General features: G+C 63.2%; 17 protein-coding genes and 1 tRNA gene. 5 read left to right on the top strand and 13 right to left on the bottom strand.

The genetic code is table 11. The features are described 5' to 3' along the window. Window positions 1-4: 4 nt before the first annotated feature. From hisD to AMC88_RS03075, 4 genes are all read right to left on the bottom strand, one after another. Entirely contained in the window at window positions 5-1,303 is a 1,299-nt protein-coding gene (gene hisD, locus AMC88_RS03090) for a histidinol dehydrogenase (RefSeq protein WP_064824799.1), read from the bottom strand. A 94-nt stretch (window positions 1,304-1,397) separates the two neighbouring features. Continuing rightward, window positions 1,398-1,829 (bottom strand): DUF2948 family protein, encoded by a 432-nt coding sequence (locus AMC88_RS03085; protein ID WP_012482613.1) that lies wholly within the window; start codon window positions 1,827-1,829, stop codon window positions 1,398-1,400. Between the two features lie 94 nt (window positions 1,830-1,923). Beyond that, window positions 1,924-3,216, bottom strand: coding sequence for a UDP-N-acetylglucosamine 1-carboxyvinyltransferase (gene murA, locus AMC88_RS03080; protein ID WP_012482612.1), 1,293 nt, complete (start codon window positions 3,214-3,216; stop codon window positions 1,924-1,926). A gap of 90 nt (window positions 3,217-3,306) precedes the next feature. After that, entirely contained in the window at window positions 3,307-3,501 is a 195-nt protein-coding gene (locus AMC88_RS03075; RefSeq protein WP_012482611.1) for a hypothetical protein, read from the bottom strand. 155 nt (window positions 3,502-3,656) lie between these two features. Between AMC88_RS03075 and AMC88_RS03070 the strand changes: the two genes are divergently transcribed. After that, a tRNA-Thr gene (locus AMC88_RS03070) sits at window positions 3,657-3,731 on the top strand. 152 nt (window positions 3,732-3,883) lie between these two features. Here the strand turns inward: AMC88_RS03070 and AMC88_RS03065 are convergent. Continuing rightward, window positions 3,884-4,327 (bottom strand): hypothetical protein, encoded by a 444-nt coding sequence (locus AMC88_RS03065; protein ID WP_012482610.1) that lies wholly within the window; start codon window positions 4,325-4,327, stop codon window positions 3,884-3,886. 262 nt (window positions 4,328-4,589) lie between these two features. On the opposite strand from AMC88_RS03065, the gene AMC88_RS03060 reads away from it, so the two are divergent. Next, window positions 4,590-4,835, top strand: a complete 246-nt coding sequence (locus AMC88_RS03060; protein ID WP_004673498.1) for a DUF982 domain-containing protein — start codon at window positions 4,590-4,592, stop codon at window positions 4,833-4,835. A 226-nt stretch (window positions 4,836-5,061) separates the two neighbouring features. Here the strand turns inward: AMC88_RS03060 and AMC88_RS03055 are convergent, their stop codons facing one another. After that, window positions 5,062-5,325, bottom strand: coding sequence for a hypothetical protein (locus AMC88_RS03055; RefSeq protein WP_010023976.1), 264 nt, complete (start codon window positions 5,323-5,325; stop codon window positions 5,062-5,064). Window positions 5,326-5,383: 58 nt separating this feature from the next. After that, window positions 5,384-5,644: a BON domain-containing protein gene (locus AMC88_RS03050; RefSeq protein WP_012482608.1), complete on the bottom strand. Its 261-nt coding sequence runs from the start codon at window positions 5,642-5,644 to the stop codon at window positions 5,384-5,386. A gap of 176 nt (window positions 5,645-5,820) precedes the next feature. Between AMC88_RS03050 and AMC88_RS03045 the strand changes: the two genes are divergently transcribed. Next, window positions 5,821-6,087, top strand: a complete 267-nt coding sequence (locus AMC88_RS03045; protein WP_012482607.1) for a hypothetical protein — start codon at window positions 5,821-5,823, stop codon at window positions 6,085-6,087. 102 nt (window positions 6,088-6,189) lie between these two features. Next, complete coding sequence (locus tag AMC88_RS03040) at window positions 6,190-8,250, top strand: ATP-dependent helicase (RefSeq protein ID WP_064824798.1); 2,061 nt, start codon at window positions 6,190-6,192, stop codon at window positions 8,248-8,250. 125 nt (window positions 8,251-8,375) lie between these two features. Here AMC88_RS03040 and AMC88_RS03035 read toward each other — a convergent pair whose 3' ends face one another. The 6 genes from AMC88_RS03035 to mscL all read right to left on the bottom strand — a co-directional run bounded on the left by AMC88_RS03035 (window position 8,376) and on the right by mscL (window position 15,833). Next, window positions 8,376-9,314 (bottom strand): MBL fold metallo-hydrolase, encoded by a 939-nt coding sequence (locus AMC88_RS03035; protein ID WP_012482605.1) that lies wholly within the window; start codon window positions 9,312-9,314, stop codon window positions 8,376-8,378. Between the two features lie 212 nt (window positions 9,315-9,526). Then, a complete protein-coding gene (locus AMC88_RS03030; RefSeq protein WP_012482604.1) occupies window positions 9,527-10,579 on the bottom strand; it encodes an enoyl-CoA hydratase/isomerase family protein in 1,053 nt (350 codons plus the stop codon). Window positions 10,580-10,661: 82 nt separating this feature from the next. Then, complete coding sequence (locus AMC88_RS03025) at window positions 10,662-12,623, bottom strand: putative bifunctional diguanylate cyclase/phosphodiesterase (RefSeq protein WP_012482603.1); 1,962 nt, start codon at window positions 12,621-12,623, stop codon at window positions 10,662-10,664. Between the two features lie 113 nt (window positions 12,624-12,736). Then, window positions 12,737-13,771, bottom strand: coding sequence for a UDP-glucose 4-epimerase GalE (galE, locus tag AMC88_RS03020; protein WP_012482602.1), 1,035 nt, complete (start codon window positions 13,769-13,771; stop codon window positions 12,737-12,739). 208 nt (window positions 13,772-13,979) lie between these two features. Then, window positions 13,980-15,146: a pyridoxal phosphate-dependent aminotransferase gene (locus AMC88_RS03015; RefSeq protein ID WP_012482601.1), complete on the bottom strand. Its 1,167-nt coding sequence runs from the start codon at window positions 15,144-15,146 to the stop codon at window positions 13,980-13,982. A gap of 249 nt (window positions 15,147-15,395) precedes the next feature. Next, window positions 15,396-15,833: a large conductance mechanosensitive channel protein MscL gene (gene mscL, locus AMC88_RS03010; RefSeq protein WP_004675952.1), complete on the bottom strand. Its 438-nt coding sequence runs from the start codon at window positions 15,831-15,833 to the stop codon at window positions 15,396-15,398. A gap of 222 nt (window positions 15,834-16,055) precedes the next feature. Here mscL and AMC88_RS03005 point away from each other — a divergent pair, with 222 nt between their 5' ends. Then, window positions 16,056-19,559 carry a PAS domain-containing hybrid sensor histidine kinase/response regulator gene (locus AMC88_RS03005; RefSeq protein ID WP_012482600.1) on the top strand — a complete coding sequence of 1,168 codons (3,504 nt, stop codon included), beginning with the start codon at window positions 16,056-16,058 and terminating at the stop codon, window positions 19,557-19,559. The last annotated feature ends 7 nt before the right edge of the window (window positions 19,560-19,566 follow it).

Here is a 19,566-nt window from a genome sequence, read left to right as displayed (position 1 = left end):
GCCCTCACCTTTCGAGGTTGAGGCGGATCGCGACCGATCGCGCATGGGCATCGAGACCTTCGGAGACCGCAAGCGCGATCGCCGCCGGGCCAAGCGTGCGCAGCTCACCCGGCCCAAGGCGCAGGATCGAGGTGCGCTTGACGAAATCGAGCACCGAAAGACCGGAGGAGAAGCGCGCAGAACGGGCCGTCGGCAGCACATGGTTCGAACCGCCGACATAATCGCCGATCACTTCGGGCGTAAGGGCGCCGATAAAGATCGCGCCGGCATTGCGGATGCCGTCGAGCAGCCGGTCCGGATCGGCGACGGCAAGCTCCAGATGTTCGGCGGCGATGCGGTTGGCGAGTGGAATGGCCTGTTTCAGATCGCCAACGAGGATGACCGCGCCGAAATCGCGCCAGCTGGCGGCCGCCGTTTCCGCGCGGTTCAGCGTCTTCAGCTGGCGCTCGACCGCCTGCTCCACCGCCTTGCCGAATGCGGCATCGTCGGTGATCAGGATCGCCTGGGCGCTGGCATCGTGCTCGGCCTGCGCCAAAAGATCGGCGGCGATCCAATCGGGATTATTGTCCTTGTCGGCAATCACCAGCACCTCGGAGGGGCCGGCGATCATATCGATGCCGACGGTGCCGAAGACATGGCGCTTGGCGGCGGCGACATAGGCGTTGCCGGGACCGGTGATCTTGGCGACCGGGGCGATCGTCTCGGTGCCATAGGCGAGAGCGGCGATCGCCTGGGCGCCGCCGACGCGGTAGATCTCGCTCACACCGGCAAGCCTGGCGGCGGCGAGCACCGCCGGATTGACGGCGCCGCCGGTGGCGGGAACGGCGATGACGATACGGTCGACGCCGGCAACCTTGGCCGGCACGGCATTCATCAGCACCGAACTCGGATAACTCGCGGTGCCGCCCGGGACGTAGAGCCCGACCGCCTCGATCGCCGTCCAGCGCGAGCCGAGACGGACGCCGAGATCGTCCTCGTAAATATCGTCCTTCGGCAGCTGCCGGCGATGATGGCTCTCGATGCGCAACGCCGCGAGCTTCAGCGCCCCCAGCACTTCGGCAGGCACCGCTTCGATGGCGGCGTCGATCTCTTCAGGCGTGACGCGCATCGGCACGGCGGCGAAATCGATGCCGTCGAATTTCAGCGAATATTCGGCAAGCGCCACATCGCCGCGCGCCCTGACGTCATCGATGATGGCGCGGGCCACCGTGTTCACATCCTCGGAGACTTCGCGCTTCGTCGTCAGGAAAGCGGCGAAATGCTGCTCGAAACCTTCCGATGCCTGATCCAGCCAGATTGCCAAGGCCGCTATTCCTTCTCAACTCGAAACCGCAATGTTCAAACGTCCGACACCACAGGTGTCAGGGACACCACAGGCGTCAGGGACACCACAGGCGTCAGGGATGGCGCGGTTTGGAAGCCGCCTCCCAGGCGCCGCCGATATCGGCGAGCTGGATCTCGATGCATTCGACATCGAGCGCAATCGAGGCATTGCCCGACAGCGTCAGCTCGACCGTGCCGTCCGGCCCCTCGCCCTTCTTCTCGAAGCGCAGCGCCAGGAGCGACAGCACCTCGTCCCGCTTTCCGCGGTCGATGCCGAGCGAACGCACGGCCAGCACGCGCTTGAAGACCAGGGCAGCCCGGCGGCGCTCGAAACCCCTGCGCTTGCGCCCGGCACCTTCCCAGACGAAACGATTGGCGGCAAGGGCGAATTGCGCCTCACGCGGCGACCAGTCGATGTCACCGACCTTGAAGACGCTGTCCTGCATATGCGCGGAGATGATGGCAAGATCCTCATCATCGAGCGCAACAAGCTTCAAATCGGTCATTCAGTTTATCCCAGCAGGCACCGCCGGAATGGCGATGCGTCAGACAAGGGAAATAGGATGCTGCGACCGATTACGCAACCGGGATGAACGAGGCTTACTCGCTGATGCGCTGGACGACGGCACCGCAGCGGGTCAGCTTCTCCTCGAGCCGCTCGAAACCGCGATCGAGGTGATAGACGCGGGAGACCGTGGTTTCGCCCTCGGCGGCAAGGCCGGCGATGACGAGCGAAACGGAAGCACGCAGATCGGTCGCCATGACAGGCGCACCGCGCAGGCGCTGGACACCTTCGATCTTTGCCGTCTGGCCGGAGAGCGTGATCCTGGCGCCGAGGCGGGCAAGCTCCTGCACGTGCATGAAGCGGTTTTCGAAGATGGTTTCGGTGACGTGCGAGATGCCGGAGGAACGGGTCATCAGCGCCATGAACTGCGCCTGCAGATCGGTGGGGAAACCCGGGAAGGGATCGGTGACGATATCGACCGGCTTGATGCCGGCGCCATTGCGCTTGATGCGCATGCCGTTGTTGGTCGCGGAGATGTCGGCGCCGGCGCGGCGCAGCGTCTCCACCGCGGTTTCGAGCAATGCCACATCGGTGTTTTCGAGCACGACGTCGCCGCCGGCCATGGCGACGGCCATGGCATAGGTGCCGGTCTCGATGCGATCCGGCAGGACGCGATGACGGGCGCCGGAGAGCGAGGTGACGCCCTCGATGGTGATGGTCGCCGTGCCGGCGCCGGAGATCTTGGCGCCCATGGCGTTCAGGCAGTTGGCGAGGTCGACGACTTCGGGCTCGCGGGCGGCATTGCCGATAACCGTGGTGCCGCGGGCAAGCGTCGCCGCCATCATCATCACATGGGTGGCGCCGACGGAAACCTTCGGGAAGGTGTAGCGCGCGCCGATCAGGCCGCCATCCGGAGCCTTGGCGTTGATGTAACCGGCATCGATCTCCATGGTCGCGCCGAGCGCCGTCAGGCCTTCGATGAAAAGATCAACGGGGCGCGTGCCGATGGCGCAGCCGCCCGGCAGCGACACGCGGCAATGGCCTTCGCGCGCCAGCAGCGGCCCGATGACCCAGAAGGAGGCGCGCATTTTCGAGACCAGCTCATAGGAAGCGGTGGTATCGACGATGGTGCGGCAGGTGAAATGGATCGTGCGGGCGTAGGAATCCTCCTGGCGCTCGCGGCGGCCGTTGACGGCGACGTCGACGCCATGATTGCCGAGGATGCGCATCAGAAGTTCGACATCGGCCAGATGCGGCACGTTTTCCAGCGTCAGCGTATCGCTGGTCAGCAGCGAGGCGATCATCAGCGGCAGTGCGGCATTCTTGGCGCCGGAAATCGGAATGATGCCATTCAGCTCATTACCGCCGACGATTCTGATACGATCCATGTGCGCTTACTTCCTGAAAGTTCTGACGTGAAAGAGGAGTGGGTGTTTAGGGGATTTCTGGCGGAGCTTCAATTCGTGCCGGACGGAACATTACGATTCGTCCATTTTTGCGGCGGGCAGCCCATTTGTTTCGTCGGCCTGGCCGGAGCGGCGGGCGCGGACCTGCTGTTTGCGTCGGCTGAGATTTTCCCTGAGCTTTTCGGCGGCGCGCTCGCGGCGCAGTTTCGCCTGTGCCTCGATCGCCTGTTTGCGGCTCTGCTGGCCGGTTTCGGTCTTGTCGTTCATGTCACAGAATTAACCGAATTCGCGCCGATCCAAAAGTCCCCCGCATCGCAATCCACGCGAAGTTGGAATTTGTTGCTTGCGCTTGCCGTCAAGCTGTGGCAATAGCCGCCCCGTTCCCGCGATTGAGCCGCCCGGCTCCCCCGGGTCCTGGTCCTGCTGCCGTAGCTCAGTGGTAGAGCACACCCTTGGTAAGGGTGAGGTCGGTGGTTCAATCCCACTCGGCAGCACCAGTTTTCTTTTCCGACATCATTTCTCGCATATCCGCCTGGCCAGCCCCTCATCCGCCTGCCGGCACCTTCTCCCCGCGCGCGGGGCGAAGGGACCATGCCGCAACCTCTCCGTCCCCCGCAAGCCTCGTGTAGGGCACGTCCCCTCGCCCCGTTTACGGGGAGAGGGTTAGGGTGAGGGGCAGCCATCCGCACGAAGCGGACTGCATGTCAGTACAATCGGGAATGTCGGATGCTTCGAGATAATAAGGCAGGAACGGGGATAACTGCCACCGTTCGATCAGTTCACCGGTTACCACCACCTCTTCACCGGGGACTGGCGCATGGGGCAGCGCATTAACCCCATCAAAAATGCCCTCGACATACCATCGATCACGGCTCTCTGATATGACATAGGAGGCGATATCTATCACTCCGCCTTCAACGTAGCCACGCAGGGTAGCCCGCAGATATTCCCGCTGCATTTTTGGGACGAGCTCAGCGGAAATACGCGCCAGCAAAGCGTCTTCAGCGGATATCTCTGCACCGTGAGCAAGGGCCGGCATTGCCAGCGCACCGCACAGAAACGCAGCCCGGATCAATTTTCGATCGAAATCCATGTCGAGCCCTCAGCTTTCCCGGCATGGTAGCGGTAGCAGCGCGCAAGCGCCATACAACTTATCTGCGACTACCCAAAATATCTCTGAAGCTGCGCGCGATGCGACCCATCTTACGCAGGCTGGCGTTTCGCCTTATCGGCAACAAACGATTCACCATTGTTGACCGCAAAAATCTCGCTAGAATGGCTATCATGGCGGCGTCCCGCCTGAAGATAGGTGGGCGCAGCACACTTGGTTCTGTCGAAACCCTGGAGGAGCATCGATGGCAACTGAAAAATGGCACGACCCGGTCAAGGTCGGTTTCGAAGGCGCTGACCTCAAAACCGTCAACGGGCCATTCGATGCGCTGAAATGTCTGGCGGATCTCTGGCCGAGCGCACGCGGACTGCATTATATCAAGGCGCGCAGTACCTGTCGGGCAGCACTCGACGGGCGCAAGAGCGTGGAAGAGGCAAGGGCCGAGTTCCTGGCGGCGGCCGAAGAGGCGAAGCTGAAGCTGCTGCATTAACAGGGCAGGGAACGTCCGGCTGTTTTTCGATTTGTTCGGCAAAGCGTGCCGGAACGAGACATTGTTTAATTTTCACTTAACCCTGGATCGAGCAGATGCCGGGTTTTGGCGCAAAGGGCGTTGCGCCCAGGACAGCTGTTTCGATAGAAAACACGCAGCCATCATGATGATGGTCAGAGGCTCGTCACCGGAAACGCCGGCGAGCCTCGTTCGGACAACCCGTTTGTCAGCAGCCCGCGTCGCCGGCATTCTCCACCTCGACATAACCGACACCGATGATCGTGCCGTCAGCCGCGCGGATGAAGGACGGCAGATAATGCGGCTCGGCCGGCTGGCAGGCGACGGTGGCGGTGGCGGTATAGTCGTTGAGCGCGATCTGATCCTTCGGAAGCGCGGAATAGTTCGCGCCGGTTTCGAGCGAGGCATAGGCCGAGCCGGCAAAAATGCCGATGATCAGGGTGGACGCCCAGAGGCGAAGAAGCGTTTGCATGAGGGTCTCCAGCGTTTCAGATCCGGCATTTCAACACCCGGCAGCGCACTTGGTTCCCTCAGCGCCGCAACAGGCGGTTATGCACGTGGCCGCGGCCGACGATGCTTTCGGCGATCTCGGCCGCCCGCTCGACATCGCCATGCCGGCGCACGAAACCTTCGAGGACGATATCGGCGCCGAGCGTGCTGACGATGATTTCGCGCGCGTCGAGATCGCCGGCGGCATGAAGGGCGCTCTCGACCGAAGCGCGTGTCGCCGCCTCGCCATGGCCCTGCCGGCCGGGTTCGTCATGGTCGGGGAATACAGGAAACCCGATCACTTAAGCGTCTCCTGAGGTTGGTATGTAAGGGTTAACGCCGCAACAGGGCTTTCGTTGCGGTCCGCCGATCTCGACGGGATATTCGCGCAGGATTTCTGCGGGCCAGACTTGACCTACCCTTGGCGGAAGCTGCCGCGGCTTCCATATCTGAATGCAGCCGAAAGAGGATGACGACGATGAAAGTGCTGCTGCCCGTTTTGTTTGCCGGAATATTGCTCGCCGGCTGCTCCTCGGCCGATAGCCCGGCGCTGGATCCCATTCCGGGCAGCATTACCTATGGCGGCCAGCCGCGCACGAAGCTCACCAAATCGCCGGTCGGCAGCGCCGTCCACCACCAGTTCTACAACGGGACGGGCCAGCGCGTGGAAGAGACGTATATTCTTCAGCCGGATCGCAGCCTGAAGCTGGTGCGGCGCGTGGTGGGGCCGGATTTCCCCGATTGAGACTTGCGCCGGTCCAGGCTTGACAGCGGCTGAAATCGCGAACATTCAAGGAACATCTAATCTTTCCGCAGTGATTCTGCGGGAGCCCGACCGGACGGCTGGATGTATCTCGAAAAGCTCAATCCCCAGCAGCGCATGGCCGTCGAGCACGGCACGCTCACCGACGGCAGCCATATTGCCGGGCCGCTGCTGGTCATTGCCGGCGCCGGCTCGGGCAAGACGAATACGCTGGCGCACCGGGTCGCCCATCTGATCGTCAAGGGCGCCGATCCCCGCCGCATCCTGTTGATGACCTTCTCGCGCCGGGCCGCCGCCGAAATGGCGCGCCGCGTCGAGCGCATCTGCCGCGATGTGCTCGGTACGAATGCCGGTGTGATGGCCGATGCGCTTGCCTGGTCCGGCACTTTCCACGGCATCGGCGCGCGGCTGTTGCGCGACTATGCCCACCAGATCGGCCTCGATGCCGATTTCACCATCCATGACCGCGAAGACAGCGCCGACCTGATCAACCTGATCCGGCACGATCTCGGCTTCTCCAAGACGGAAAGCCGGTTTCCGGCCAAGGGCACCTGCCTTGCCATCTATTCGAGGGCGGTGAATTCGGAAACCGCGCTCGATCAGGTGCTGCGCGACGCCTTTCCCTGGTGCGCGGCGTGGGAAAAACAGCTGCGCGAGCTTTTCGCCTGCTATGTCGAGGCCAAGCAGAGCCAGAATGTGCTCGATTACGACGACCTCTTGCTCTACTGGGCGCAGATGGTCGGGGAGAGCGTGATTGCCGAAGATATAAGTAGCCGCTTCGACCATGTGCTGGTCGACGAATATCAGGACACCAACCGGCTGCAGGCCTCGATCCTGATGGCGCTGAAACCGCAAGGCCAGGGGCTGACCGTCGTCGGCGACGATGCGCAGTCGATCTATTCCTTCCGCGCAGCGACAGTGCGCAACATCCTCGACTTTCCGGCGGCCTTCAGCCCGCCTGCCAATATCGTCACGCTCGACCGCAACTATCGCTCGACGCAGCCGATCCTGACAGCCGCCAACGCCGTCATCGATCTCGCCTCGGAGCGCTTCACCAAAAACCTCTGGACCGAGCGGCAATCCTCCGAGCGGCCGCGCCTCGTGACGGTGCGCGATGAGGCCGACCAGGCGCGTTACGTCGCCGACAAGGTGCTCGACAATCGCGAGGAAGGCCTCAAGCTCAAGCAGCAGGCGGTGCTGTTCCGCGCATCGCATCACAGCGGGCCGCTGGAGGTCGAACTGACCCGGCGCAACATTCCCTTCGTCAAGTTCGGCGGGCTGAAGTTTCTCGACAGCGCCCATGTCAAGGACATGCTGGCCGCCCTTCGCTTTGCGCAGAACCCGCGCGACCGGGTGGCCGGGTTCCGGCTGATGCAGATCCTGCCGGGCGTCGGGCCGTCGACGGCGCAGAAGGCGCTCGACCTGATGGCCGAGGATGCGAGCCCGCTCGCCGCGCTGGCCGCCATGCCGGCGCCGCCGCGCTCCGGCGAGGACTGGACGGCATTCGTCTCGATGCTGCAGGAGATGAAATCCGGCAGAGCCGGCTGGCCGGCGGAAATCGAGCTGGCGCGGCAATGGTACGCGCCGCATCTGGAACGGCTGCATGAGGATGCGGCGACGCGGCAGGCCGATCTCTTACAGCTCGAGCAGATTGCCGGCGGTTATGCCTCGCGCGAGCGTTTCCTCACCGAGCTCACCCTCGATCCACCGGATGCGACGAGCGACCAGGCCGGCGTGCCGCTGCTCGACGAGGATTATCTCATCCTCTCGACCATCCACTCGGCCAAGGGCCAGGAGTGGACGAGGGTCTTCATGCTGAATGTCGTCGACGGCTGCATTCCGAGTGATCTTGCCGTCGGCGCCACCGCCGAAATCGAGGAAGAACGCCGGCTGCTCTATGTGGCGATGACGCGCGCCCGCGACGGTCTCGACCTCGTCGTGCCGCAGCGCTTCTTCACCTACGGGCAGAATGCGCAGGGCGATCGGCATGTCTATGCCTCGCGCAGCCGCTTCATTCCGGCGACCCTGCTGCAATTCTTCGAGGCCTGCAGCTGGCCGCAGGTGAAATCGGATGCCGCCGCGCAAGCTCAGGCGCGGCAGGTGCGTATCGATGTCGGCGCCCGCATGCGCGGCATGTGGCGATAATGCATGTCGCCCGGAAGTGTGCAGCGGTTCGGGGACAACGACATGCATAAAACCAAAGACTAAAGAGCGCCGCAGGCAATCCGATCCTGCGGCGCGCTTTGGTTCGTCTCTAACCTGGCAGGTGCTCAGTAGTCCCAGAACACCGGCACCCAACGGAAGACGTCGCCGTCGACCGCCACCCGGCCGACCGACGGGAACGGCAGGTGGGTGGCCACCAGCTGTTCGCCGTTCGCCGCCAGCTCCCTGAGAAGATCGATGCGAACGCGAGCGGCCTCCTCGGGATCGTGTTCGAAACCATTGTACCAATCGGGGTGCTCGAACCCGACCGCGAACACGGCATCGCCGGCGAATGTCAGCCGGTCGCCGCCGGATGCCAGACGGACCACGCTATGGCCGGGGGTATGGCCGCCGGTGCGTTGGACGACCACACCCGGCGCCACCTCGGACCGCTCGTCGAACAGGTTGAGATGGCTGCCGTACTCGCTGAGGAATCGTTTTGCCGTAGCCCGAAGCGCATCCGGAAAGCCGGGCGGCATGGATACGTGGCTGAAATCGGGCGCCTCCCAGAACTTGGTCTCCGCAGCCGCCACGTGGATTCTGAGATCAGGACGCAACCGGTCCTTCACGCCATCGACCAGCAGCCCGCCGATGTGATCCATGTGCAGGTGGGTGAGCACCACATCGGTCACCGATGCCAGATCGATGCCGGCACCCTCCAGTCGCTTGATCAACTGCCCGGCGCGCGGCAAGTTCAAGTCCGGATCCAGGCCCAGCCCGGCGTCGATGAGGATGGTCTGCCCGCCGCTGCGCACGAGGACCACATTCAACGCCCAGTCGAAAGCGTCTCGCGGCAGGAACATATCGTCCAGCCAGACTGCCCGGTCAGCGGCGTTGGCGTTGTGTCCCAGCATCGTCGTCGGGAGCGGCAACACGCCATCGCTGATGATCAGCACTTCAATTTCGCCGATCCGCACCGCGTAGCGCGACGGAACCAGTTCTTCGGGCTTCGGCCTGCCAGGCTCCTGCCGACCAGTCGTACGGGGTTTTGCTTCTGCCTGCGACATGATGCGCTCCTGTTTGTTCGTGATCGAGAGATGTCGAATAGGGTCACGTCGCGGACCCTATGCCGAAGCGTGGTTGGCGGTCGATCAGTTCAAAGGAGAGGGAAAGCTAAGCTTTAGCACAGGCCGGCCTACGGTTTCGGCGCGTCACGCCGAAGACTTGGTGTTGAAGAGGCTGGCATCAGGACGCAGGGGCTCTCGCCCGCCGCACAACGTCAGAGCAAAAGCGGCGGCTCGGCCGGTTTCAGGAATTTCTCGACCGTTTCCGCCTTCACGGCCTCGACAGAGGCCGGCGACCATTTCGGATTGCGGTCCTTATCGATGACGGCGGCGCGGATGCCCTCGAAGAAGTCGGGATTATCCAGCATCTTCAGGCAGGCGCCGAGTTCGCGGCCGAGGCATTCGGCGAGCGAGGCGCTGCGGCGGCCGGCCCTCAAGAGCTGCAAAGCAAGCTTCAGGCTGGTCGGCGAGCGCGCCAGCAGCACACGGCGCGTCTCAGCGGCAAATTCGCCATCCTCCGAGTCGAGCGCAGCCAGAATCTCCTCGACGCTGTTGAAACGGAAAGCGTGGTCGATCATTGTCGCGTTCTGTCGCAGCCGGCTCTCGCCCGGAGGCTCTGCATATACCTGCAAGACGCTGTCGACATCGCCCGACGAACTGCCGCGCGGCAGGCCCGATAAGCTCTCGATCACTTCGCCGAGCCGCGACGAGGCGATCTGAAAATCGGCAAGGCGGGCGTAGATCGCATCCGCTGCGCCGATATCGAGCCCGGTCAGGCCGAGCCATGTTCCGGCCTCGCCGGGTGCCTTCGGCAGCAACCAGGTGGCGCCGACATCGGGGACGTAGCCGATGCCGGTTTCCGGCATGGCAAGACGCGTGCGCTCGGTGACGATACGGTGGCGGCCGTGCGAGGACAGGCCGACGCCGCCGCCCATGGTGATGCCGTCCATCAGCGCGACATAGGGTTTGGGGTAGACGGCGATCATATGGTTGAGACGGAATTCTTCCCGCCAGAAGGTTCCGGCGAGGCCGTCGCCGGCCCGGGCGCTCTCATGCAGGGCGCGGATATCGCCGCCGGCGCAGAAACCGCGTTCGCCCTCCCCTGTTGCCACGACAGTCGCCACCTCGGCATCGCGGGCAAAGCCATCCAGCGCCTCGGTGATCGTCCGGATCATCGCCAGCGTCAGGCTGTTCAGCGCCCGCGGCCGGTTGAGCCGGATGATGCCGGCAGTGCCTCGCCGCTCGATGATGACTTCGCTGTCCTGCATGGTTCACCTCCGCTGTTGGAACATGCATAGACGACGATGCAAGATCGCTCCAGAGCATTTCAGGCCAGCCGGCATCGATGGGTCAAGCCGACAGCGAATCCCGGGCGGCCGCTTTTGCCTCGCAGCGGGCGGCATAGTCGATGGCGAGTTCCAGCGGCAGCGGCCGCGAGAAATAATAGCCCTGCGCCAGGCGAACCCCGATCGCCTTCAGCCCCTCGGCGATCGCCTCGCTTTCGACGCCTTCAGCGACGGAGGCGATGCCGAGGTTCTGGCAGAGGTTGGCGACCGAACGGGTGATGTTCATGCACCGGGCGTCACGGTCGAAATTCATCACGAAGCCCTTGTCGATCTTCAGCTTGTCGAAGGCGAGGCGATGAATGTGGCTGAGGCTCGAAAATCCGGTGCCGAAATCGTCGAGTGCGATCGAGATGCCGGCGGCGCGCAGCATCGTGATCACCCGGTCGGCGGTGTCGAAATCGGAGAGCAGCGCGGTCTCGGTGATTTCGAATTCGATGCGCCGGGGATCGAGGCCGGAGCGGGTGATCATGGCCAGCAGCGCCATCGAGGTCTCGTGGTCGCAGATATCGCGGGCCGAGAGATTGAAGGACAGCCGCAGATGGCGCGGCATGATCGCCAGCGCTTCGAGCGCTTGGGCAAAGAGAATGCGCGTCATGCGGCCGATCACGGCGGTGCGCTCGGCGGCAGGGATGAAGGCTGAGGGACTGATGCGGCCGAAGCGGGCGCTGTCCCAGCGGGCGAGCGCCTCATAGGCGACGACGCGGCCGCTCTGCAATTCGACGATCGGCTGATAATCGAGCTTCATTTCGCTGGCGAAGTCATTTGCCTGCAGTTCCAGTTCGATCAGGTGGCGCTGGGTCAGGATCTTCTCATGATCGGCCGAGAAGAATTCGACGCCGCTGCTGCGCTTGCTCTTGACCTGATAGAGGGCGAAATCCGCCTTCTCGTAAAGATCTTCGGCGGTGTAACTGCCGGCTTCGGGATAGACGATGCCGCAGGAGCCGAAAACGCGGACCGAGCCGTCGGGGATTTCGTAAGGGTTGCGGACAGTGGCGCAAAGCGCCTGGCCGAGATCGGCGATCGCCTGGCGCGTCATCGAGCAGGGAAAGATGATGCCGAATTCATCGCCGCCGAGACGCGAGACGATGCCCTCCTCGCCGACCAGCACCATGAAGCGCCGCGCCGTCTCCTTGAGCACGAGATCGCCGGCGGCATGACCGAAGACGTCGTTGACCGGCTTGAAGCCGTCGAGATCGATGATGCCGATGACGGGCGGGGTCGACGGATTTTTCTGCAGCCGTTCTTCCAGTGAGAGGAAGAAGCTGCGGCGATTGGCAAGGCCGGTCAGCTGGTCTTGCAGCGCGTTGCGGCTGTTGACGAGGTTCAGTTCCTCGGCTTCCTCCTGCTTGTGCTTCAGCTCCTCGGTCAGTTGCACCAGGCCGACGAAATTCTGGAAATAGCTGTTGATCACCCTGAGGAAGGGCAGGATCAGGAAAAGGCCGCTGACGGCGGTGGCGACGAATACCGGATTGCCGGAGAACATGAAGGTCGCGATCATGGCCGAGAAGGTGATGACCGTGGTCATCGCCGCCGCCATCGGCAGGTGCATCAGGCAGAAGATGCAGGAAATGCCTGTGACAACGAGGAAATAGGCAATCTGGCCCTGCTGCGAAGCGTCGCCATATTGGTACAGCGCAACGGACCAGCCGCCGAAGGCGACGGTCAGGATGCCGGCGCCCGAGATGGTCACCTTCATCAGCCTATAGGCCCGCTCGGCGGTGATGTTTTCCTTGCCTCTGATCTCCCACCAGCAGAGACGGAAGACACAGACGACGCTCAAGGCCACCGGAATATAGAGCGACAGCCACAGGGGCGCGGATTGGAGATGGGTGATCGCCACCGCAAGTGCATTGATGACCAGCAGGATATAGAGAATGGGGATCTGCGACGACAGGGCCCGAAACTGCGCCATCAGAAGCGTCGGATTGTCTTTTCGCAGCTGCAATGAGGCCAGAAAGTTCTTCATCTTCTCTTATCCGTCGGCCGGAGCCAGCCAGAGAATGCTTGGTGTTTCCTTGTTCACGTAGCGCATGGGCCCGCCGGCGCGGGGATTGTAAGCAGGCGGCTGCCGCGCACCGTTCAGAACGATGCGGCGGCAAGCGCCCGGTGGATGCTGTGCAGGTCGTCGATATTTCTGTTTGACAGGAAGAGCTCCCAATCGAGCGAGCTCTGCACGATGGTTTCCAGCGAATTGTGGCGCGGCTTCCAGTCGAGCACTTGGCGGGCGAGCGAAGCATCGGCGACGACGCTTGCCGAATCGCCGGGGCGGCGCGGCGCCATATGGATCTTGAAGGAACGTCCGTGCAGGCGGGTGACCATGTTCAAGACGTCGAGCACCGAATAGCCGCTGCCATAACCGCAATTGGCAACCAGCGAGCCTTTGTCCCTGCGCAGATGCTGCAGCGCTTTCAGATGGGCATCGGCAAGATCGGTGACATGGATGTAGTCGCGCACGCCGGTGCCGTCATGGGTCGGATAGTCGATGCCGTAGACATGGACGCTGTCGCGTTTGCCGAGTGCTGCCTCGCAGGCGACCTTGATCAGATGCGTGGCCCCCGCCGTCGACTGGCCGGTGCGGTGATCGGGGTCGGCGCCGGCGACGTTGAAATAGCGGAGCGCGACATAGTTGAAATCATAGGCGGCGGCGGCATCGCGCAGCATGAATTCGGTCATCAGCTTCGACTGGCCGTAGGGATTTTCCGGATTGAGGGAGGCATTCTCCTTCACCGGCAGATCGTTCTGCTGCTGACCGTAGACGGCCGCCGTCGACGAGAAGACGAAATTGCGGATGCCGGCCTTGATCGCGGCGGACAGAAGCGCCCGGGTCTTGCCTGAGTTGTTGTCGTAATAGGAAAGCGGATCGGCGACCGAGACCGGGACGACGGCGGAGCCGGCGAAATGGACAATCGCCTCGATGTCGTTTTCGATGAAGATCTTCTTCAAGATGTCGGGATCGGCAATGTCGCCGAGGTAGAAACGCGCCGCCGGCGCCACGGCCCAGCGAAAGCCGGTGGAGAGGCGGTCGAGCACGACCACATCCTCGCCCGCATCGATGAGCGCCCAAACCATGTGACTGCCGATATAACCGGCCCCGCCCGTCACCAAAACCGCCATGTCCCACACCCCTGCTTTCGCTTTCTAGAAGCAGGGGCATCAGGCGCCGGTTTTTCTTTCCAATTTTCTTATCGCAGGGCCGTTCGGGACCCTTTCAACGCTTATGTTTGGAGTCGTGGTTAGAGGCCGATTTCGGGCTTTGCTCAAGTTTTAGCGATCCGGCCGTTCCGGCGCAAAATCGGTCCGGCGCGCGCTCTCGCCGGCCCTCTCAGAGCTTGACGATATAATCGCAGAGCCGCTCGGCAGCCACCGCTATCTGGCCGGGGTCGCGCAGGAAACAGGCGCGCAGGAACAGCTCGCCGCCGGCGCCGAAAGCGGTTCCGGGGGCGAGACCGACGCCCGTCTTGTCGACGATGTCGATGGCGGCCCTGCGGCTGTCGGTAACCCCGTCGATCTTCAGGAAGGCATAGAGTGCGCCGTCCGGCTTCAGCGTCTCGACGCGGTTGGTGGCAATCAGCGCATCGCAGAGGATGTCGCGGGAACGGGCGGCCTTGGCGATGTTGGCGCGCACGAAATCATCGCCTTGATCGAGCGCCGCGACGGCGCCCTTCTGCATGAACTGCGCCACGCCCGATGTCGAATATTGGATGAGGTTTTCGAGCACCTGCCCCATCTCGGGCGGAGCGACGATCCAGCCGACGCGCCAGCCGGTCATCGACCAGTTCTTCGAGAAGGAATTGACGAAGATGATCTTGTCGCCCTCTTCCACGATGTCGAGGAAGGAGGGCGCGCGGCCGCCGGCAAAGTGATAGAGCGCGTAGATCTCATCCGCCATGATCCAGAGATCATGTTTGCGGGCAAGGGCGAGGATTTCGCCGAGATCCTTTTGGGTTGCGGTCCAGCCGGTCGGGTTCGACGGCGTATTGATGAACAGACCCCGGGTCCTTGGCGTGATCGCGGCTGCGAGGCGGTCGAGATCGAGCCCCCATCTGCCGCCTTCGAACTGCAGTTCGACGCCGACGGCGCGCGCGCCGGCGATTTCGAGCGCGGCAGCGATATTCGGCCAGGCCGGGGTGAGATAGACGAATTCGTCGCCGGGCGAGGTCAGCGCCTGCACGGAGATCTGGATCGCCTGCATGCCGGAGCCGGTGACATAGAAATGCTCGACCGGCAGGCGGACGGAAAAATGCCTGAAATAATAATCCGACAGCGCCCGGCGAAGCTCGGGAATGCCGCGCTGCCAGGTATAGAAGGTTTCGCCTGATGCAAGCGCCTCCATCGCCGCCCGGCTGATGAAATCGGGCGTCGGCAGATCACCTTCACCCACCCAGAGCGGCAGCAGGCCTTGCCGGCCGCGGGCATAATTGACGACTTCGACGATCCCGCTTTCGGGCGCCGCTACGGCGCGCGGGCTGAGGCTGTTCATGATCGACATGCATATCTCCGGTTTCCGCCTTCATAAAAGATTTATGCCGGCAAATCCCATGATATCCGGTGATGGCACATCGATTTTCGTGATGAATGGCCGGGCCGGCCGACGGAAAAAATCCCTCTGGCGCCTGCCCCTCATCCGCCTGCCGGCACCGACCGGGGTCGAGCCACGGGTCTCGACCCCGGTCGGGTTAGGGTGAGGGGCAGCTATCGACGCGAACGGACAGCAGCGGGCCTTAAGCAGGGGCCCCAATCAAACCGCTGGGCGCCTGGCGAGGAGATCGCGGATCTCCGTCAGCAGTTGAACGTCCGCCGGCGGCGGGGGCAGCTCTTCCGGTGCGGCCTCCTCCTGGCGCTCGACCTGCATGCGCAGATAGTTCACGCCCTTGACCATCAGGAAGATGATCCAGGCAAGGATCAGGAAGTTGATGAGCACGGTGAGGAAGCTGCCATAGGCAAAGACGGCGCCCTGCGCGCGGGCCGCGGCAAGCGTCGGCGCGTTGACGGCCGACGAGAGCGGCAGGAAGTAATTGGAAAAATCGAAGCCGCCGAAAATGGCGCCGACGATCGGCATGATAAGGTCATCGACCAAAGACTTGACGATGCCGCCGAAGGCGCCACCGATGATGACGCCGACCGCAAGATCCATGACATTGCCGCGGGCGATAAAGGCCTTGAACTCATTGAGCATCCGATCCGTCTCCCTTCGATCCATTTCAGAGATATGCAGTTGTTTTCATTAGCTACATCTTCACTGCAATTAATCAATTGCAAATCGCAATAATCAGGCCGAAGTCTGCGTGCAGCCTTTGACTTAAGGCGTAGACGGCCGGGAATTTTCAAGGCTCCCGAAATGACTTAAGCTCACCTGCATTGCGGGAGGTGCCGGCGGCTTTTCGCCGGCGGAGGGTCAATGCTTCCAGGCTGGGTTATATTCGCGTCTGCCTTCGGCTATCTGCTGCTGCTTTTCGCCGTGGCAAGTTATGGCGACCGCAAGAACCGCGGCCCGGGTGCGCTGGAGGGCGGATGGCCAGTCGTCTATGCGCTGAGCCTGGCGATCTACTGCACCTCCTGGACCTATTTCGGCAGCGTCGGGCTTGCCGCGCAGCGCGGCCTGGAATTTGCCGGTATCTATATCGGTCCCATTCTGGTCTTCACGCTCGGCATGCCGCTGCTTCGCCGCATCATCGAGCTTGCCAAGGCAGAGAAGCTCACCTCGGTCGCCGATTTCGTCGCCGCACGCTACGGCAAGAACCCGACGGTCGCCACCATCGTCGCGCTGATCTCGCTGATCGGCACCATTCCCTACATCGCGCTGCAATTGAAGGCCATCTCGAGCACCGTCAGCGCCATGGTCAACCCCTCCGATTACGGCATCGGCAGCGGCAATCTCTATTTTCTCGACCTGCCGCTCGTCGCGACGCTGGTGCTTGCGTGCTTCGCCATCATGTTCGGCACCCGGCATACGGATGCGACGGAACATCAAGACGGCCTGATCCTCGCCGTCTCGATGGAATCGGTGGTCAAGCTCGTCGCCTTCCTGACGGCGGGCCTCTGTGTCATCTGGTTTCTGTTCGACGGTCCGAGCGATCTCTGGCAGAAAACCGTCAACAATGACCTCGTCATGTCGGCGCTGCATTATCATACGCCGATCAGCCGCTGGCTCACGCTGATCCTGTTGTCGGCCTTCGCGATTATCATGCTGCCGCGGCAATTTCACGTGACGGTCGTGGAAAACCGGACGGCAAAACAGCTGAAACTCGCCGGCTTCCTGTTTCCCGTCTACCTCATCGCGATCAATCTCTTCGTGCTGCCGGTGGCGATCGGCGGCCTCTTGACCTTCGGTGGCGCCGGCAATGCCGACTTCTACATGCTGTCGCTGCCGCTTGCCGGCGAGATGCCGGTGGTTTCGCTGATCACCTTCATCGGCGGCTTCTCCGCCGCAACGGCGATGGTCATCGTCGATTCCGTGGCGCTGTCGATCATGGTGTCGAACGACATCATCATGCCGATCTTCCTCCGGCGCAAACTCGCCGGCCGCGCCGGCCAGCGCGACGATTTCGCCAAGACGCTGCTCAACATCCGCCGCAGCGCCATCTTCGCCGTGCTGCTGTTCGGCTATGCCTATTACCGCTCGACCGACAGCACCGCCGGCCTCGCCTCGATCGGCCTTCTCTCCTTTGCCGCGATCGCGCAGATCGCCCCAGCGCTCTTCGTCGGGCTGGTCTGGCGGCGGGCAAATGCGCGCGGCGCCATCCTCGGGCTGACGTCCGGCTTCGTCATCTGGATCTACCTGCTGTTCCTGCCGTCGCTCGGCGGCCCCGATTATTCGCATGTGGCAAGCGCCGTGCTCGGCTTCATCTTCCCCGGCGCCACGCTGTTTACCGCGCCCGACGCCGACCCGCTGGTCAATGCGACGGTCATGAGCCTGCTCGTCAACACCGCCTTCGTCCTCGTCGGATCGCTCACCCGCAATGCCAGGCCGCTGGAGCGCATCCAGGCCGGCATTTTCGTCAAACGGCATTCACGCTCGCAATTTGCGACGCGCGGCTGGAAGACCCGCATCAGCGTCGGCGACCTCAAGGCGGCGATCTCGCGCTATCTCGGCGAAGAGCGCATGCAGCGGTCGCTGACGACCTATGAGCAAAGCTCCGGCCGCAAGCTGGAGGACGAGCAGCCGGCCGACATGGCGCTGATCCATTTCAGCGAACAGCTACTCGGCAGCGCCATCGGCTCCTCCTCGGCGCGGCTGGTGCTGTCGTTGATCCTGCAGAAGATCGAGGATGCCTCGTCCGACACCGCCTGGCTGCTCGACCAGGCGAGCGAGGCGCTGCAATATAACCAGGACATGCTGCAGACGGCGCTTTCGCAGATGGACCAGGGCATTGCCGTCTTCGACAGCTCCAATCGGCTGACGATCTGGAACCGCCGCTTCCGGCAATTGCTCGACCTGCCGGAGAATGCCGGCCAGGTCGGTTTTCCCCTGGCCGACATCGTCACCATTCTCAGCCAGCGCGGCGACATCGCGCCCGGCGACCTGCAGCAGACGGTGCGGCATTTCCTGACGCTCGACAAACCCTTTGCGCTGGTGCTCGGCGGCGGCGAGCGGATCATCGAGGTGCGCTCCAACGCCATGCCCGACAAAGGCATCGTCGCTACCTTCACCGACATCACCCAGCGCGTCAGCGCCGACCAGGCGCTGAAGCAGGCGAACGAGACGCTGGAGCAGCGCGTCGCCGAACGCACGGCCGAGCTTACCCGCGTCAACCGCGAACTCGCCGAAGCGCGGGCCGCCGCCGACGAGGCGAATATCGGCAAGACCCGCTTTTTCGCCGCCGCCGGCCACGACATCCTGCAGCCGCTCAACGCCGCCAGGCTCTATTCCTCGGCGCTGGTCGAGCGCATGGCGCAATCCGACAACAGCCCGATCGTGCGCAACATCGATTCGGCGCTGGAATCGGTCGAAACCATCCTCGGCGCGGTGCTGGATATCTCCAGGCTCGATACCGGCGCCATGCGGCCGCGCCTCGCCTCCGTCGCGCTTTCCGATCTCCTGGAGCGGATCGAGACCGATTTTGCGCCGATCGCCCGGGAAAAACAGCTGAAGCTGGTGGTCGTGCCGACCTCGCTGCGCGTGCGCTCCGACCCCAACCTGCTGCGCCGGCTGGTGCAGAACCTCGTTTCCAACGCCATCAAATACACGATCACCGGCAAGGTGCTGGTCGGCGCGCGGCGGCGCGGCAACCAGGTGATCATCCAGGTGATCGATTCCGGCATCGGCATTCCGCCATCGAAATTCCGCACGGTGTTCAAGGAATTCGCGCGGCTGGACGAAGGGGCAAAAACCGCCTCCGGCCTCGGGCTCGGTCTTTCGATCGTCGATCGCATCGCCCGCGTTCTCAATCATCCGGTCGAGCTGCAGTCGACACATGGCAGGGGAACGGAATTCCGCATCGCCATGCCGCTCGACGTCTCGCGCCCGGCCGAGGCCGTCGCGGCCGTCGCGCCGACCGACCGCCCCGCACAGCCGCTCAAGGGGCTGAAGGTGCTCTGTATCGACAACGAGCCGAAAATCCTCGAAGGCATGCGGCTGCTGCTCAGCGGCTGGGGCTGCGCGGTGACGGCGGTGGATTGCCTGGCCGATGTGGTCGCAGGCGACGGGCATGACGGACCGCCGGATCTCGTCATCGCCGATTATCATCTCGACGACGGCACCGGCATTGCCGCGATCCTGCATCTGCGCCGGCAGTTCGGCGTCGATATCCCCGCTTTGCTGGTTACCGCCGACCGGACGCCGGAGGTGCGCAGCGAGGCCGAGCGGCACGACATCGCCGTTCAGCACAAGCCGGTGCGGCCGGCGGCGCTGCGCGCCTACATCACCCAGATATCCGGGCTGAAGCGCGCGGCTGCGGAATAAGAGACCG

This window comes from Rhizobium phaseoli (assembly GCF_001664385.1).
GTDB lineage: Bacteria > Pseudomonadota > Alphaproteobacteria > Rhizobiales > Rhizobiaceae > Rhizobium > Rhizobium phaseoli.
This window is presented reverse-complemented; position numbering and strand designations above follow the sequence as displayed.